This is a genomic window from Butyricicoccus sp. AM27-36, assembly GCF_003480945.1.
Classification (GTDB): domain Bacteria; phylum Bacillota; class Clostridia; order Oscillospirales; family Butyricicoccaceae; genus Agathobaculum; species Agathobaculum butyriciproducens.
Map to the genome: position 1 here is coordinate 1 of NZ_QUJR01000013.1, position 15,573 is coordinate 15,573.

The 15,573-nt window shown below is 57.4% G+C and carries 15 protein-coding genes; 12 read left to right on the forward strand and 3 right to left on the reverse strand.

What is annotated here, in order from left to right; genetic code table 11:
* Nucleotides 1–297: 297 nt before the first annotated feature.
* Nucleotides 298–1,959 (reverse strand): solute:sodium symporter family transporter, encoded by a 1,662-nt coding sequence (locus DW724_RS14205; RefSeq protein ID WP_118761911.1) that lies wholly within the window; start codon nt 1,957–1,959, stop codon nt 298–300.
* A 491-nt stretch (nt 1,960–2,450) separates the two neighbouring features.
* On the opposite strand from DW724_RS14205, the gene DW724_RS14210 reads away from it, so the two are divergent.
* Nucleotides 2,451–3,500, forward strand: a complete 1,050-nt coding sequence (locus tag DW724_RS14210) for a LacI family DNA-binding transcriptional regulator (protein WP_118761912.1) — start codon at nt 2,451–2,453, stop codon at nt 3,498–3,500.
* Between the two features lie 320 nt (nt 3,501–3,820).
* Here the strand turns inward: DW724_RS14210 and yqeC are convergent, their stop codons facing one another.
* Nucleotides 3,821–4,501, reverse strand: a complete 681-nt coding sequence (gene yqeC, locus DW724_RS14215) for a selenium cofactor biosynthesis protein YqeC (RefSeq protein WP_442861291.1) — start codon at nt 4,499–4,501, stop codon at nt 3,821–3,823.
* A gap of 228 nt (nt 4,502–4,729) precedes the next feature.
* Between yqeC and yqeB the strand changes: the two genes are divergently transcribed.
* From yqeB to DW724_RS14255, 8 genes are all read left to right on the forward strand, one after another.
* Complete coding sequence (gene yqeB / locus DW724_RS14220; protein WP_118761914.1) at nt 4,730–5,521, forward strand: selenium-dependent molybdenum cofactor biosynthesis protein YqeB; 792 nt, start codon at nt 4,730–4,732, stop codon at nt 5,519–5,521.
* A gap of 28 nt (nt 5,522–5,549) precedes the next feature.
* On the forward strand, nt 5,550–6,410 hold the full coding sequence (gene modA, locus DW724_RS14225) for a molybdate ABC transporter substrate-binding protein (protein WP_118761915.1): 861 nt from the start codon (nt 5,550–5,552) through the stop codon (nt 6,408–6,410).
* 61 nt (nt 6,411–6,471) lie between these two features.
* Entirely contained in the window at nt 6,472–7,149 is a 678-nt protein-coding gene (gene modB / locus DW724_RS14230; RefSeq protein WP_118761916.1) for a molybdate ABC transporter permease subunit, read from the forward strand.
* A complete protein-coding gene (locus tag DW724_RS14235) occupies nt 7,140–8,177 on the forward strand; it encodes a sulfate/molybdate ABC transporter ATP-binding protein (protein ID WP_118761917.1) in 1,038 nt (345 codons plus the stop codon). Before modB ends, DW724_RS14235 begins: the two co-directional genes overlap by 10 nt.
* A gap of 5 nt (nt 8,178–8,182) precedes the next feature.
* Complete coding sequence (moaA, locus tag DW724_RS14240) at nt 8,183–9,130, forward strand: GTP 3',8-cyclase MoaA (RefSeq protein ID WP_118761918.1); 948 nt, start codon at nt 8,183–8,185, stop codon at nt 9,128–9,130.
* A gap of 103 nt (nt 9,131–9,233) precedes the next feature.
* Complete coding sequence (locus tag DW724_RS14245) at nt 9,234–9,668, forward strand: MOSC domain-containing protein (protein WP_118761919.1); 435 nt, start codon at nt 9,234–9,236, stop codon at nt 9,666–9,668.
* Nucleotides 9,665–10,687: a molybdopterin-binding protein gene (locus DW724_RS14250; protein ID WP_118761920.1), complete on the forward strand. Its 1,023-nt coding sequence runs from the start codon at nt 9,665–9,667 to the stop codon at nt 10,685–10,687. Before DW724_RS14245 ends, DW724_RS14250 begins: the two co-directional genes overlap by 4 nt.
* A 1-nt stretch (nt 10,688) precedes the next feature.
* Nucleotides 10,689–11,198 carry a MogA/MoaB family molybdenum cofactor biosynthesis protein gene (locus tag DW724_RS14255; protein WP_118761921.1) on the forward strand — a complete coding sequence of 170 codons (510 nt, stop codon included), beginning with the start codon at nt 10,689–10,691 and terminating at the stop codon, nt 11,196–11,198.
* A gap of 422 nt (nt 11,199–11,620) precedes the next feature.
* Here the strand turns inward: DW724_RS14255 and selD are convergent, their stop codons facing one another.
* Nucleotides 11,621–12,658 carry a selenide, water dikinase SelD gene (selD, locus tag DW724_RS14260; protein WP_118761922.1) on the reverse strand — a complete coding sequence of 346 codons (1,038 nt, stop codon included), beginning with the start codon at nt 12,656–12,658 and terminating at the stop codon, nt 11,621–11,623.
* A 107-nt stretch (nt 12,659–12,765) separates the two neighbouring features.
* Here selD and DW724_RS14265 point away from each other — a divergent pair, with 107 nt between their 5' ends.
* The 3 genes from DW724_RS14265 to DW724_RS14275 all read left to right on the forward strand — a co-directional run bounded on the left by DW724_RS14265 (nt 12,766) and on the right by DW724_RS14275 (nt 15,467).
* A complete protein-coding gene (locus DW724_RS14265) occupies nt 12,766–13,854 on the forward strand; it encodes a glycosyltransferase family 2 protein (protein WP_118761923.1) in 1,089 nt (362 codons plus the stop codon).
* A gap of 49 nt (nt 13,855–13,903) precedes the next feature.
* A complete protein-coding gene (locus DW724_RS14270; RefSeq protein ID WP_243105777.1) occupies nt 13,904–15,163 on the forward strand; it encodes a hypothetical protein in 1,260 nt (419 codons plus the stop codon).
* A 115-nt stretch (nt 15,164–15,278) separates the two neighbouring features.
* Nucleotides 15,279–15,467 (forward strand): hypothetical protein, encoded by a 189-nt coding sequence (locus tag DW724_RS14275; protein ID WP_118761924.1) that lies wholly within the window; start codon nt 15,279–15,281, stop codon nt 15,465–15,467.
* Nucleotides 15,468–15,573 lie beyond the last annotated feature (106 nt).

Below are 15,573 nucleotides of genomic sequence, written 5' to 3' on the forward strand. Positions count from 1 at the left end.
ATGCCGCAGCCGATCAGTGCAATGTTCAGATTTTCCATGATGAATTCCTCCTAAAAAGTGATAAATTCGTGTTGTGCAGTTGCCTGCGTTATTTATGGTTTGTTTTGCTGCACGCGGCTTGCTCGAAGTTTTGCGTGCACCGCTCATTTCTGAGGTCAAGGTGATTATACATCCGCGTTCACGAGAACGCAAGAGGAAATTTCAAATTTCGTAAAAAAATTTTGCTTTCCGGCGGTGAGGACAATTCACCGCCGGAAAGCGAGGGATCAATGCACAAAGAGTGCAACAAGGGACAAATTAAGCTGCGATGCCGAGAGGAGAGAACAGGATATAGATCGCAACAGCGATAATCAGACCAACGATGGAAACTACATGACGGTACTTCCACGGGGTCAGATCAACTGCGCCGACGTCGTGAATCTCATATTCCTCACCCGGACGATACTTGTTCAGGTACCACATGATGAGCAGCTCGATCGGGAACAGAACAGCCATTGCGTACAGATAGTGGATCGGGTTGGACGAACCGGGATAGCACGGCTTGATCAGCAGGAAGGCGCCGTAGCATACAACGTGGAACACGGTGATTACCTTCGGCATATACTTCGGGATGCGCTTGAACATAAAGATGCCGAGGATGGTGCACAGTACCGGCAGGGAAACGAACTGGCTCATGGAGTTCAGGAACGTGGTGATGCCGCCGGCGTACATAACGAACGGAGAGATAACAATTGCGATGCAGCCTGCGATGGTGCCGTAGATCTTGCCGACCTTAACACACTTGGTGTCGGAAGCTTTCGGGTTGATGGACGAACGGTACAGGTCCAAGGTGAACATGGTGGATGCGGAGTTCAGCACGGAGTTGAACGAGGAGAGGATCGCACCGAACATGACTGCGGCGAAAAAGCCCATGACCGGCTTCGGAACGATCTCAGCGATCAGTGCCGGATAAGCAAAGTCGATTGCAGAGGAACCGGCAGCGGTCAGCTTGTCCTGAATGGACGGCAGGTAGAATGCGATAACGCCCGGAATAACGAGGTACAGAGGGCCGAGGCACTTGAGGAAGCCGCAGAAGATAGCGCCCTTCTGACCTTCCTTCAAGCTCTTTGCTGCGAGGGAACGCTGTACGAAGGACTGGTTGGTGCACCACCAGTACAGGTTGTTGAAGAACATACCGGTGATGATCAGCGGCCACGGAACTTCCGGTTCCGGTGCATTCCATGCGTTGATTGCGTTCATTTTGGCCGGATCTGCCTCTACCATGTACTTGATGCCGTCGAAAATGCCATGACCGCCAGTTGCTGCAGACAGTGCCGCGAAGCCGAGGAAGGGGATCATCAGACCGCCGATAATCAGACCGACGCCGTTGATGGTATCAGATACTGCAACTGCTTTCAGGCCGCCGAAAATCGCGTAGCAGCCGCCGATGATGCCGATAATGATGCACAGGATGGCAACAGCCATGAACTTGCTGGTGCCGAGGATGCCGGAAATGTCGAAGATCTGCTCAAATACGACTGCACCGGAGTACAGGATGACCGGCAGGTTGAGGATGGAGTACATGATGACGATTACGAGCGAGAACATCGTTTTGGTGCCCTTGCCGTAGCGTGCTTCCATCAGAGAAGGAATAGTCATGGCGCCCATTTTGAGGTATTTTGGCAGGAAGTAATACGCCAGAACCAGCAGCGTAAACATCGAGCCGACCTCCCATGCGATCGGGCCCATATTGGTTTTCCAGCTTTGACCGTTCAGACCGACGAGCTGCTCGGCGGAGAGGTTGGTCAGCAGCAGAGAACCGGCGATTACCACACCGGGCAATCCGCGGCCGGCGAGGAAGTAGCCCTCGGCTGTGTCGAGCTGCTCATCGCGGGTTTTCCAAGCGGAAATGACCGCAACAAGCACCGTGAACAGCAGGAAGGAGATGCCTGTCCAGGCGAGTGAGGAGAAGAATGACATTGTGTTACCCCCTATAAGTAAGATATAGTCTGTGGCGTTCTCGTGAACGCACTTTTTGAAAAATAATTCCCCGTCGAAAATGCACTTGAATCATGGGTGATGTTCACTGCGTTTTCAGGGGATTTATTTCGTTGTCTATAGGTTATCACGATATCCTGCGCGTTTCAAGTCTTAAGAATGATATTCTGAATGATTCGGTGAACGCAACAAAAACACGGATGGTTTTTTGTGCGAAAGGACATTTATTTTCGTGAGTATGCGTGCAGAGGCGTGCACTATATTGGTAAAACTGCACGAAAAATAGACGATTTGTTTGTAAATAAGCCGTACAAAAACGGAAACACGTAAATTTAAACAGGGATACACGCAAAAAATAGTTGCAAGATGCGTGCAGTGTGCTATACTGTAAATAAAGAAAAAAGAATGTGGTGAGGAAACACCGCACAATGAAAGCTACGGTGCTTTCTATCATAGAATAAGGAGGAAAAAACATGGCTGTAACCGCACAGCAGATCGCGGAGTTGGCAGGTGTATCCCGCGGTACGGTAGACCGTGCGCTGCACAATCGAGGGCGCGTAAACCCCGAAGTAGCAGCGAAAATTCATAAAATTGCAGCAGAATTAGGGTATAAACCCAACCTGATCGGACAGGCGCTGGTCAAATCCCGCAGGGAGTTCAAGCTGGGGGCGATCCTGCAATCCGTCGAGACGCCGACGATACAGATCGTGCGTGCAGGCGTGCAGCGTGCCGCAGAGGAGCTTGCCGCCTCGGGCGTGGAACTGATCATGCGCGAAAACCGTGGTCTGGATACCGAAATGGTACTTGAACACATTGAAGAACTGGTTTCACAGGGCGTGCAGGGACTGGCTATCGCGCCGAACAACTCGCCGGAGATTCGCCAGTGCATCGATGAACTGTACGAACAGGGCATTCCGGTCATCACACTCAACTCGGACGCACCGGGCAGCAGACGTCTTGCGTTCATCGGCATGGACAACTACCGCGCCGGACAGACCGCCGCAGGCTTGCTTCGGCTGATGCTGCCCGAGGGCGGCAAGGTGCTTCCGCTGGCGGGACACTTGAATAATACCGCACATAATAACCGATTAAACGGATTTATGGATACCATTAACGGCGAAACAGGAAACGAAATTGAACTGTTAGCATTTCAGCCGTGTTTCGACCGAGATGACTATGCCCACGAGATTACGCAGCACGCATTGCGTGCAAATCCTGACCTGACCGGCATTTACGTTGCGTCCAACGGACAGGCCGGTGCGTGCGCAGCTGTAGAGGAAGAAGGCCGAAAGGGCAAGGTCAAGGTCGTTGCATTCGACCTCAACCCGATGAATATGAAGCTGCTCCAGTCAGATAGCTTGAGTTTTGTGCTCGATCAGAAGGCATTCGAGCAGGGCTACCGGCCGCCGTTCCTGCTGTTTGACTATCTGCAGAACAAAAAAACACCGGAAAAAGAACTGCTTTATACGGATATTGCAATCAAAACCAAGTTTAACAGCGATAAACCTGTAGGAATGGAATAAGAAAGAACCGCACAATGTGCGGTTCTTTCTTGAGGCTGTCGAAAAACTAACGTTTTCCGAGCAGCCTCTCGCTCGAAACCACGCTTTCGAGCGAAACCGAAGAAAAACCGCGCCCTGACGGGCACATTTTTTCTTCCTTTGTATAAATTCCGAGATACATGCTCCCGGAATTTATGAATTTGCTTTGCAAATTCTATTTTATGCGTGCTGCCGCACGAAACGCAAAACGCCAATCTGACTTTTTTGACAGACTGAAGAAAGAACCGCACATTGTGCGGTTCTTTCTTATTAGCGTTGAGCGTGAAGAGCAAAGATGCAAATCAGCGTTTATTCTGCATTAAACTGGTGCAGATAGCCGTTATATTGGCGTTTTGAAGTGTATCTGCAAAACTTTTCGCTGCTGCCGGAGATATCGTTTCCACCTGATTGAGCACAACGATATCCGCTAAGTGTTCTGCGATAATGCCTTGCGCGGCCAGCTCCGGCGTGACAATACCGCTCATGTGTGCACCGGTGCGCGCACAGAACAGTTCCGGTCGGTGTACGGTCTGTTCGACCGGCTTTTCAAACCCGGATGCGCCCACGACGCACACGGTTTTGCGTGTATTCTCAGGTATGACCGGCTCATGCGAGGCGTGTGCCTTGAGCGGCAGCCGCTTGGAGCCGTCGGCCTCCACAATCACATAGTCAGCGGCGTCCGCGAGCACGGAAAAGGGAAGTGCCGGCGCGGTCAGCTTGCCCTCAGCGGCAGGCGTGCCCATGCAGATTACGCGGTGAAGCGCAAGTGCGCGGCGGACCTGGTCGATGTCATCTGTCACTAACAGGGGAATGCCCGCAAACGGCAAAATGTGTGTGGAAGTCGTCAAAATCACCGTTCCGGATAATTCTTCGGCCAGTATACGCAGTAAAGTTGTTTTTCCGCCGCTGCCGATCACGGCGGTTATGCCTTTTATAATGTGTAATTGTTCACATATTTTCATAAATCCACCTAATACAACCATGTTTACCGTAGGACAGGATGATCTTATCCCGCCGTTGTAAATTATCTGCATGTTGTTATATGCGGCGGGGGGAGGTCACCCCGCCCTGCAACCATGCTTTTATAATAGTATTATATCATGTCTGCCACACAGAAAAAATATTGACTTCACTCGACCGATACGCTATAATCATCGGTGGTAATCGTTATAGTTTGCAAAATACAACGAAGATAAACGGAGGAAAACGCCATGTTAGTCGTGATACGCGGTGCGGGAGACATTGCCACGGGGATTGCCTTGCGGCTGTACCGTGCGGGCATTCGTCTGGTGCTGACAGACCTGCCGCAGCCAACGTCGATCCGCCGTACAGTATGCTTTTCGGAAGCGATTCGATTGGGCGAAACAGTCGTTGAGGGCGTGCATGCACGCCGAGCCGATACTGCAGCCGAAGCGGCAGCACTAACCGAACAGGGCATCATTGCGGTGCTGGCCGATCCGGCGGCAAGCTGCGTGCAGGAGCTGCACCCTGATGCTCTGGTGGACGCGATTCTGGCGAAAAAGAACCTCGGTACGCACATCACGGACGCGCCGATCGTCATTGCGGTCGGTCCGGGCTTTACGGCCGGCGTGGACTGTCACGCAGCGGTTGAGACCATGCGCGGGCATACACTCGGACGGGTGCTGTATACGGGTTCGCCGCTGCCGAATACGGGCGTTCCCGGTGTAATCGGCGGTCACGCGGCAGAGCGCGTTCTGCGTGCCCCGGCAGACGGTTTATTCGAGCCGTGCCATGAAATTGGCGATCTGGTCGAGACGGGAGACACCATCGCGTACGTTGCGGGAAAACCCATGAAAACTACCATCAGCGGCTGTCTGCGCGGTCTGCTGCAGGCTGGCGTACCTGTACATGAGGGTATGAAATCCGGCGACGTTGATCCGCGCGGCAAGCGTGAAAACTGCGATACCGCATCCGATAAGGCGCTTGCGGTCGGCGGCGGTGTGCTGGAAGCGCTGCTTCACTTTTCCAACGTCTTTCATTAAAGTGTTATAAAATAAGGGAGAAAACGCAATGAAAAACAACCGTTTTGCAAGATTTGCAGCAGCGGCTCTGTCATTGGCAATGCTAGCAGGCTGCGGTGCATCCCAGAGCAGCGACAGCGCAGCTGAGGACACGGGTTCTGCAGATTCCGCAGAGCTGACCGTCTTTGCGGCGGCCTCCATGACCGAGACCCTGAACCGGATCGCAGAGGACTACAAGGCGGTTGACCCGAACGTCACCCTGACGTTCAGCTTTGCCTCCTCCGGCGACCTGCTCACCCAGATCAAGGAAGGCGCGGACTGCGACGTGTTCATCTCTGCAGCACCCAAGCAGATGAACGCACTCGACGGCTCTCTCAAGGACGATACCGACAAGAACCCGGACGGTCTGGATGAGCTGCAGGGCGGCACCCGTATCGACTTGCTCGAGAACAAGGTAACGCTGGCTGTACCGGAGGGCAACCCGAAGGGAATCAAGAGCTTTGACGATCTTGCGGAAAAGCTGAAGAGCGGTGACGTGCTGCTTGCCATCGGCAACAGCGATGTACCGGTCGGTCAGTATACCCAGAAGATTTTCAGCTGCTACAAGCTGGATGAGAAGGCGCTGGCGGATGCAGGCGTGCTGACCTACGGCTCCAACGTAAAGGAAGTTACCACGCAGGTAAGCGAAGGCGCGGTGGACTGCGGCATTATCTACGCAACCGACGCATTCTCGGCAGGCCTCGACACGGTTGACGAGGCAACTGCTGATATGTGCGGTCAGGTCATCTATCCGGCAGCCGTGCTCAAGAACAGTACACACGCAGACGACGCAAAGGCGTTCCTTGACTATCTGACCACCGATGAAGCAGGCAAGGTATTCGAGAGCGTAGGCTTTACCACGTTGGCATAATCTGATACAATAGGAAGGCGAGGGAGCAATCTCTCGCCTTTATTTACAAAAGGAGACGATTATGGACTGGTATCCATTATATAACTCACTGCGTATCGCGCTTATTTCCACAGCGATCATCTTCTTCGCGGGGATTGCGGCGGCCTATTATGTTGCGCGTCTGCCGCGCGTGCTCAAAGGTGTGCTGGATGTGCTGTTCACGCTGCCGCTCGTGCTGCCGCCTACGGTGGTCGGCTATCTGCTGCTGCGCATGCTCGGACCGAAAAGAACTGTCGGCGCATGGGCGCTCGCGCATTTTAATCTCAAGCTGACCATGGTCTGGTGGTCGGCGATTTTCGCAACCGCCGTTGTCATTTTCCCGCTCATGTACCGCACGGCGCGCGGTGCGTTCGAGAGCTTTGACGAAACGCTTGCCGACGCAGGCCGCACGCTCGGCCGCTCGAACACCTGGATTTTCTGGCGGGTGCGCATGCCCTGCTGCAGGCAGGGTATCCTTGCGGGAACGGTGCTCGCGTTCGCGCGTGCGCTCGGTGAGTACGGCGCAACATCCATGGTGGCGGGCTACACGCCCGGACGCACGGCAACGATTTCGACGACGGTCTATCAGCTGTGGCGCACGAATGATGACGCGCTGGCGTTCAAGTGGGTCGTGATCAACCTTGCCATCTCGGCGGTGGTGCTGCTGGCGGTCAATCTGCTCGAAAAGCGGGAGAGAGGAGTGCGTAAGGCATGGCACTAATCGTGGATATCGAGAAAACGCTCGGAGATTTTCACCTGAAAGTGAACTTCACCGCTGAGCGGGAAGTGATGGCGCTGCTCGGTGCCTCAGGCTGCGGCAAGAGCATGACGCTGGGGTGCATCGCGGGCATCGTGAGGCCGGATAAGGGTCATATTGAGTTGAACGGGCGCGTCCTGTTCGACAGCGAAAAGAAAATCGACTTGCCGCCGCAGAAGCGAAAAGTCGGCTGCCTGTTTCAGCAGTACGCGCTGTTCCCGCACATGACGGTCGAGCAGAACATCCGCGCAGGCGCGCACGCCCGTCCGAAAAACGAGCGCGAACAGGCGGTGCGGGAGGTCCTGCACGCGTTCCGACTCGAAGGACTGGAGAACAACCGTCCAAGTCAGCTTTCCGGCGGACAGCAGCAGCGGTGCGCGCTGGCGCGCATTCTGGTCGGGCAGCCCGAGCTTGTGCTGCTCGATGAGCCGTTTTCCGCGCTCGATGCGTACCTGAAATGGCAGGTGGAACTGGAGCTTTCGGACATCCTGAAAAATCTTTCGTGCGGCACGCTGTTCGTTACGCACAACCGCGATGAGGTCTACCGCCTGTGCGATACGGTGTGCGTGCTGAACAAGGGAAAATCCGACCCGAAGGAGACGGTCAAGGAACTGTTCCGCGCACCGGCAACCATGGGTGCTGCACTGATTTCCGGCTGCAAGAACGTCTCTGCCGCCGAGGTAAAACAGGATGGAACCCTGTTTTGCAAGGACTGGAACGTAACGCTCAAAACCGCGCTGCATGTGCCGGAAAACATCGCTTACGTTGGCGTTCGGGCGCATTACTTTACCACAGAGGGCACGGAGAACGCCATTCCGTGCACGGTCGAGCGCGTAGTCGAAAACCCGTTTTCGACCGTGGTCATGCTGCAGACGACAGGCGCAGGCAGGCTGCGGTGGGAGCTGGATAAGGCGGTCTGGGAGACGCTTTCCGGCACGGAAAAGCTGACGCTGTACGTCTGCCCAGAGGACGTTATGCCGCTGACGGAGTGAGCAAAATGCTGGATAATCAAGGAAGAAACATCCGCTATCTGCGGCTGTCGGTGACCGACCGATGCAACCTTCGGTGCCGGTACTGTATGCCCGCTGAGGGCGTGTGCAAGCGGGCGCACAGCGAAATGCTGTCGTTCGAGGAGCTGACCGAGATCGTGCGGACGGCAGTTTCGCTCGGTGTCAGCAAGGTGCGGCTAACCGGCGGAGAGCCGCTTGTGCGGCGCGGCATCGTGGACTTGTGCCGCAGTCTGCGTGCCATCAATGGTGTGCGGGAGCTTGCCATGACGACCAACGGCGCACTCCTGCCGCAGTACGCCGCAGAGCTGAAACAAGCGGGGGTTGACCGGCTGAATATCAGTCTGGATACCTTAAATAAGGATAAATTTGCGTCGCTGACGCGCGGCGGCTCGCTCGCGGATACGCTGGCCGGTCTGGACGCGGCGCGGCACGCTGGATTCCGCGGCACAAAGCTGAATGCCGTGCTGCTCGGCGGCGTAAACAAGGATGAGATTCCGGCACTGGCGCAGCTGGCGCAGGACGGAGAATATGAGGTGCGCTTTATTGAACTCATGCCGATCGGTGAGTGCGCGGACTGGCCGCGTGAGCGGTTTCTCTCTGCGGATGCGGTGCTGCACGCCCTGCCGGAACTGCAGCGTCTGCCGAATGAAGGCGTTGCGGAATTGTACCGAATGCCCGGTTGGAAGGGGAAAATCGGTCTGATTCGCCCGATGAGCCACCGTTTTTGCGCGGACTGCGACCGCATTCGCGTTACCGCAGACGGCAGGCTGAAACCGTGCCTGCACTCGGCGCAGGAGATTCCGCTGCGCGGTCTGCACGGTGAAAACCTTGAACGCGCACTGCGCGAGGGTATGTTCGGGAAACCGGTCAGCCACCATATGCAATCCGGGCAGCCGAGTGAAAGCCGGAGAGGTATGAGTCAAATCGGAGGATAAATAATGGAAAATTGAGAATGGAGAATTGAGGTATCGCGCAGAGCGCGATAACTAAGGCAATCATTTTCCATTCTCAATTTTCAATTAGCGAATGGGAGGCACTATGTCAAAAGTAGCTGCAGTTTGTATCAGTGAACATAAAGGAACAAAAAAGCACCCGGTGGAGCGTATCACAGTGAAGGAAAACCACGGCATCGTCGGTGACGCGCACGCGGGCAACTGGCACCGCCAGATCAGCCTTTTGGCGCAGGAGAGCGTGGACGAAATGCGCCGAACCGGTCTGACACTCCATGCGGGCGACTTTGCGGAGAACATCCTCACCGAAGGGATTGACCTCAAGCATTTACCGGTCGGTACGGTGCTCCGCGTGGGAAAAACGCGTCTGCAGGTGACGCAAATCGGCAAGGAATGCCATAATGACTGTGAAATCCGCCGTCTGACGGGCAAATGCGTCATGCCGACCGACGGTATCTTTGCCATTGTGCTGACGGGCGGCACGATCACCGCCGGTGACGAGATCGAGGAGGAAAAGCCATGAAATGTATCAAAACCGAGGACGCGGTCGGTCATGTTCTGTGCCACGACATGACGCAGATCATCCCGGGCGTGAGCAAGGGGCCGCGCTTCCGCAAGGGCCACATCGTCACCGCGGAGGACATTCCGGTGCTGCTTTCGATGGGGAAGGAGCAGCTTTACGTCTGGGAGCTGCAGCCGGGTTTTCTGCACGAGAATGACGCGGCAGAGCGGCTGTGTGCGCTCTGTCAGAACGCCAATATGCGCAAAAGCGAGACCAAAGAGGGAAAAATCGAGATTTCTTCGGACATTGACGGCGTTTTTCTGGTGGATACCGAGCGGCTGAACGCGGTCAACAGTATTGACGAAATCATGATTGCCACGAGGCGTGGCAACGGCATCGTCCATCCGGGCGACAAGCTGTGCGGCACGCGCGTGATTCCGCTTATAATCGAGGAGGAGAAGCTGCGGCAGGCTGAGCAGGCGGCGGGCGGCACGCCGATTCTGGAAGTCCGCCCGTTTACGCTGAAAACAGCAGCGGTTGTCACCACCGGCAGCGAGGTAGCCAAAGGCCGCATTCCGGACAGCTTCACGCCGGTTGTAGAACGAAAGCTGGCTGCACTCGGCATCAAAATGACCGAGCACGTTCTGGTCGAGGACGGCATGGAGAACGTTGCGGCGGCCATCGAGCAGATGAAAAACAAGCCGGTCGATATGATTCTGTGCACCGGCGGCATGAGTGTTGACCCGGACGATTCGACGCCAGGTGCGATTAAGGCCAGCGGTGCGGATATCGTCACCTACGGTGCGCCGGTGCTCCCGGGCGCCATGTTCCTGTTGGGCTATTACGCGGACGGCCGTCCGGTGATGGGTCTGCCCGGATGCGTCATGTACGCCAAGGCCACCATTTTTGATCTGGTGCTGCCGCGCATCGCGGCGGGCGTGCGGCTGACCAGGCGCGACTTTGTTGCGCTCGGAGAAGGCGGTCTGTGTCTCGGCTGTGAGGTCTGCACCTATCCGCACTGCGGCTTCGGAGGTGTGTGATATGTCGTGTTCCGTAGGGGCGAACAGTGTTCGCCCACTGACCGCTAAAGTTATTACCGTCAGCGACCGGTCATTCCGCGGTGAGCGCGAGGATTTGAGCGGCCCTGCCGTCAAGAATCTGCTCGAGCGGGCAGGCTACGCGGTCGGTGCGGTCGAGGTGCTGCCGGACGAGCAGCCGCGTATCGAGTCCGCGCTCATCCGTGCCGCCGACGAGGAGAAGTTCGCACTCATCGTCACCACCGGTGGCACCGGCTTTGCACCGCGCGATGTAACGCCGGAGGCGACCATCAAGGTCTGCGAAAAGCTCGCGCCGGGTATCCCGGAGGCCATGCGGGCAGCGTCCATGCAGATTACGCCGAAGGCGTGTCTGTCGCGCGCGGCAGCGGGCATTCGCGGCACGAGCCTGATCATCAATCTGCCGGGCAGTCCCAAGGGCGCGTGCGAAAATTTGCAGGCCGTGCTCGAACCCGTTGAGCATGGAATTTATATCCTGCAGGGCGGGAAAGAGTAATGGAGAATTGAAAATGGAGGATGGAGAATGAAATGTCAGATTTCAGTTTCTGCTCCGAATAGAAAACACCCCGAACCTAGGTTCGGGGTGAGGCTGTCGCGAAACTACAGTTTCGCCGACAAGCAGGAACGGACCGTGGGCCGTTCCAAAGTCGTCCGAAAGTTTCTATACAGAAACTTTCTCCCTCCAGAAGTTCAAAAATGGTGATACATGCTCCCCCTTTTTGAGCATTTGCAGAGCAAATGCTATTTTATGCGCGCTGCCGCGCGAAATACTGAAAACTGTTGACTATACGACTTTTTCGACAGACTGACCCCGAACCTGTGGTTCGGGGTGTTTTTTGATTGGGTTCTATTTCAAAAGAAAACGGTCAACCACCGCGTTAATTTTCCATTCTCAATTCTCCATCCCCAATTTTCAATTTACTCCAAATAGATCGAAAACTCCTGTTTCTCGGTAACATACCCGACGATTTTCGCCTCCGGTACGCTCTGCTGCAGTTCATCCAGACAGCCTTGTGCGTCCTGCTCCGGCAGGGCAAACAGCAGACCGCCGCTGGTCTGCGGGTCGTAAAACAAATCCTGCAGGGTGCGCGAAACCTTACCCTTGATACATACGCCGGCTTCCGCATACTGCCGGTTGCGGTACGCGCCTGCCGGAATCAGTCCCATCTCTGCCAGCGGGTATGCTTCTGCATGATAGGGTACGTCGTCCGCGCGAAGGTGCACGGAAACGCCGCTGCCCTGTGCCATCTCAAAGCTGTGGCCGAGCAGCGAAAAACCGGTGACATCCGTGCAGCTGTGCGCCGGATATTTCACCATCACGTCACGCGCGGCCTTGTTGAGCGCAGCCATCTGGCGGTAGATGCGGTCAAGCACGGACTTTTCAACCAGATCCGCTTTTGCTGCCGTGGTCAGCACGCCAACGCCGAGCGGCTTGGTCAGAATCAGCACATCACCCGGCTTTGCACCGCTGTTGGTGAGCACCTTTTTCGGATGCACGAAGCCAGAAACCGCCAGTCCGTAAATCGGCTCGGCACCCTGAATGGTGTGGCCGCCCGTGATGATCGCGCCGGCCTCGTAGGCCTTGTCGTAGCCGCCGCGCAGGATTTCCTGCACCGCATGATTGTCCATGCTCTGCGCCAGACACATGATGTTGAGCGCGAGCTTGGGCTCACCGCCCATGGCGTACACGTCGCTGAGCGCGTTGGCAGCAGCGATTTGTCCGTACAGGAACGGATCGTCCACGATGGGCGGGAAGAAGTCGGTCGTCTGCACGAGCGCGGTGTTCTCGTCAAGCACATACACGCTTGCGTCATCGCTCTTGTCATAGCCGACGATCAAACGCGGGTCGGTATGCGTGCGAAAGCCTTCAAGCAGGTGTACGAGCGTTCCGGCGCCGACTTTTGCGCCGCAGCCGGCGCAGCCTGCAAGTTTGGTCAGCTTTACTTCGGTCTCCATCGAAAAATCTCTCCGTTTCCATGATTTACTCTTCTTATTATTGTACCAAAATCTGTGCAGATTAGCAACCTTCATTCGCCTTGCATAGACTGGTTGGGAGGGATGCTATGACGACCGTCAGCCTTTGCATGATCGTACGCAATGAGGAGAAGGTGCTCGCGCGGTGTCTGGACAGCGTGCGCGGCATTGCGGATGAAATTTGCATCACGGACACCGGCTCGACCGACAAAACGAGGGAGATCGCTGCACAATACGGCACTGTGCAGGTGTTCCCGTGGTGCGATGATTTTTCTGCCGCACGCAATTTTTCGTTTGCGCAGGCGCGCATGGACTATACGCTGTGGCTGGATGCGGATGATGTGCTTCTGCCGTCCGACCGTCAGAAATTGCTTGCGCTCAAAGCGGAGCTGGACGGCACAGTCGATGTCGTCATGCTGCCGTACCACACCGGTTTTGATGAGCAGGGCAGACCGACGTTTTTCTGTTACCGTGAGCGGTTGCTTAAAACGTCTGCGCATTTTCGATGGCAGGGTGCGGTGCACGAGTGCATTGTGCCGCGCGGGAACATCCGGTACGGAGACGCGGCGGTGACACACCGCAAGCCGCCGTGTGCGAACTCCGACCGCAATCTGAAAATCTACGAAAACCTGCTCGCTAAGGGGAAAATGCTGGATGCACGCGGCAGCTATTATTACGCGCGCGAGCTGCTGGCGCATAAACGGTACGCACAGGCGGTCGAAGCGTTTGAAGCCTTCCTTGCGATGCCGGACGGCTGGGCAGAGAACAAAATAGATGCGTGCCTTGGTCTGTCGCAGGCGCTGACCGCCCTCGGAGAGCGCGAGCAGGCAAAGCGGGCACTGACCCTCTCATTTGCACTGGAGGTGCCGCGCAGTGCCGTGTGCTGTGCGCTTGCAACCCTCGAATACGCGGATAACCGCGCAAGACAGGCGGTGTTCTGGTACGAAACCGCCATTCGAGCCGCAAGCACAGCGCCGCACGGCTTTGTTGATGTGAACGCCTGTGCGTATGCACCGGCACTCGGCCTGTGTGTCTGCTGGGACAAATTGGGAGACCCAAAGCAAGCCTGTGCCTGGAACGAACGGGCAGCGCTTGTGCGTCCACAGTCGGCGGCGGTGGCGTACAACCGACGGTATTTTGCCGCGCAGGGTCTCACCGCAAAGCCGCCTTCGGCATAGATTGAACTGCCGGAGATTTCCGGCAAATCGGAAGGAAGGGAAGAACGACATGAACGATCGACAGGACTGCTGCGGCAACTGGGAACGCCCGAGCGAACGCTGGCAGGAGCGCATGTGCGATGCGGTGATGGGCAACGGCCGACCGGACGCGATGGGACCTCCTGGACCTCCCGGTCCTCCGGGTCCTCCGGGTCCGCGCGGACCGCGAGGAGAAAGGGGACCGATGGGGCCAATGGGGCCGAGAGGCATTCCGGGTCCTCCGGGACCGCCGGGCTTCCCGGGACCCATCGGCCCAACCGGCCCGACCGGCCCCGCAGGTGAAGCGGGCGCAGTTGGCCCAACCGGCCCGACCGGCCCCGCAGGTGAAGCGGGCGCAGTTGGCCCAACCGGCCCGACCGGCCCCGCAGGTGAAGCAGGCGCAGTCGGCCCAACCGGCCCGACCGGTCCCGCAGGTGAAGCAGGCGCAGTTGGCGCTACCGGCCCGACCGGCCCCGCAGGTGAAGCAGGCGCAGTTGGCCCAACCGGCCCGACCGGCCCTGCAGGTGAAGCAGGCGCAGTCGGCTCAACCGGTCCGACCGGCCCCGCAGGTGAAGCAGGCGCAGTCGGCCCAACCGGCCCGACCGGACCTGCAGGTGAAGCAGGCGCAGTCGGCGCGACCGGCCCGACCGGCCCCGCAGGTGAAGCGGGTGCAGTCGGTGCTACCGGTCCGACCGGCCCCGCAGGTGAAGCAGGCGCAGTTGGCCCAACCGGCCCGACCGGCCCCGCAGGTGAAGCAGGCGCAGTCGGCCCAACCGGCCCGACCGGTCCCGCCGGTGAAGCGGGCGCAGTCGGCGCTACCGGCCCGACCGGCCCCGCAGGTGAAGCGGGTGCTACCGGCCCGACCGGTCCGACCGGCCCCGCAGGTGAAGCAGGCGCAGTCGGCCCAACCGGCCCGACCGGTCCCGCCGGTGAAGCGGGCGCAGTCGGCGCTACCGGCCCGACCGGCCCCGCAGGTGAAGCGGGTGCAGTTGGCCCAACCGGACCGACCGGACCCGCAGGTGAAGCAGGTACAGTCGGTGCCACCGGCCCGACCGGTCCCGCAGGTGAGGCAGGCGCAGTCGGCGCGACCGGCCCTGCAGGTGAAGCAGGCGCAGTCGGCGCTACCGGCCCGACCGGCCCAACCGGCCCAACCGGTCCGACCGGACCTGCCGGTGCAAGTCCGGAACCGGCGGCATCGGTAGCAGACGCAACCGGTGCGGACGACATCGTTGCACGGTTCAACGAGCTGCTCAACAGTCTGCGCGAGGCGGGACTGCTCAGGCTGCCGTAACCGAACAGAAAGGGAGTGGAAACACTCCCTTTTTCTTTGCGCCGACATTCGACTTTATGCGCGGCTTGTGCTATACTGATAGCAGAAATATAACAGCAGGAAAGCAGGAAGTATCATGACAATTCTAAATTGTGAATGCGGAAACGAGATTTTCATCATGGATGAAACCGAAGCAACGGCTTGGCAGTGCGAGCAGTGCGGTCAGTGGTATGATTTCTTCGGTGTAAAGGTGCCCGACCCGGCAGCTGTGCAGCCGAAGAAGTCGCCTCATCTTATCAACTGGAGTGCAGGCGAGGATTTGTAAGGCAAAGCGCCGCGGCAGCGCGACCGGAGCCTGCGCAAGAAGCCGCGGCAGCGCGACCGGAGCCTGTGCAAGAAGCCGCGGCAGCGCGGACGGAACTCGCGCAAGA

Excerpts from the sequence above, each read along its gene's own strand:
- DW724_RS14205 (WP_118761911.1), bottom strand. The coding sequence starts at position 1,959 with ATGTCATTCTTCTCCTCACTCGCCTGGACAGGCATCTCCTTCCTGCTG.
- DW724_RS14210 (WP_118761912.1), top strand. The coding sequence starts at position 2,451 with ATGGCTGTAACCGCACAGCAGATCGCGGAGTTGGCAGGTGTATCCCGC.
- yqeC (WP_442861291.1), bottom strand. The coding sequence starts at position 4,501 with ATGGTTGTATTAGGTGGATTTATGAAAATATGTGAACAATTACACATT.
- yqeB (WP_118761914.1), top strand. The coding sequence starts at position 4,730 with ATGTTAGTCGTGATACGCGGTGCGGGAGACATTGCCACGGGGATTGCC.
- modA (WP_118761915.1), top strand. The coding sequence starts at position 5,550 with ATGAAAAACAACCGTTTTGCAAGATTTGCAGCAGCGGCTCTGTCATTG.
- modB (WP_118761916.1), top strand. The coding sequence starts at position 6,472 with ATGGACTGGTATCCATTATATAACTCACTGCGTATCGCGCTTATTTCC.
- DW724_RS14235 (WP_118761917.1), top strand. The coding sequence starts at position 7,140 with ATGGCACTAATCGTGGATATCGAGAAAACGCTCGGAGATTTTCACCTG.
- moaA (WP_118761918.1), top strand. The coding sequence starts at position 8,183 with ATGCTGGATAATCAAGGAAGAAACATCCGCTATCTGCGGCTGTCGGTG.
- DW724_RS14245 (WP_118761919.1), top strand. The coding sequence starts at position 9,234 with ATGTCAAAAGTAGCTGCAGTTTGTATCAGTGAACATAAAGGAACAAAA.
- DW724_RS14250 (WP_118761920.1), top strand. The coding sequence starts at position 9,665 with ATGAAATGTATCAAAACCGAGGACGCGGTCGGTCATGTTCTGTGCCAC.
- DW724_RS14255 (WP_118761921.1), top strand. The coding sequence starts at position 10,689 with ATGTCGTGTTCCGTAGGGGCGAACAGTGTTCGCCCACTGACCGCTAAA.
- selD (WP_118761922.1), bottom strand. The coding sequence starts at position 12,658 with ATGGAGACCGAAGTAAAGCTGACCAAACTTGCAGGCTGCGCCGGCTGC.
- DW724_RS14265 (WP_118761923.1), top strand. The coding sequence starts at position 12,766 with ATGACGACCGTCAGCCTTTGCATGATCGTACGCAATGAGGAGAAGGTG.
- DW724_RS14270 (WP_243105777.1), top strand. The coding sequence starts at position 13,904 with ATGAACGATCGACAGGACTGCTGCGGCAACTGGGAACGCCCGAGCGAA.
- DW724_RS14275 (WP_118761924.1), top strand. The coding sequence starts at position 15,279 with ATGACAATTCTAAATTGTGAATGCGGAAACGAGATTTTCATCATGGAT.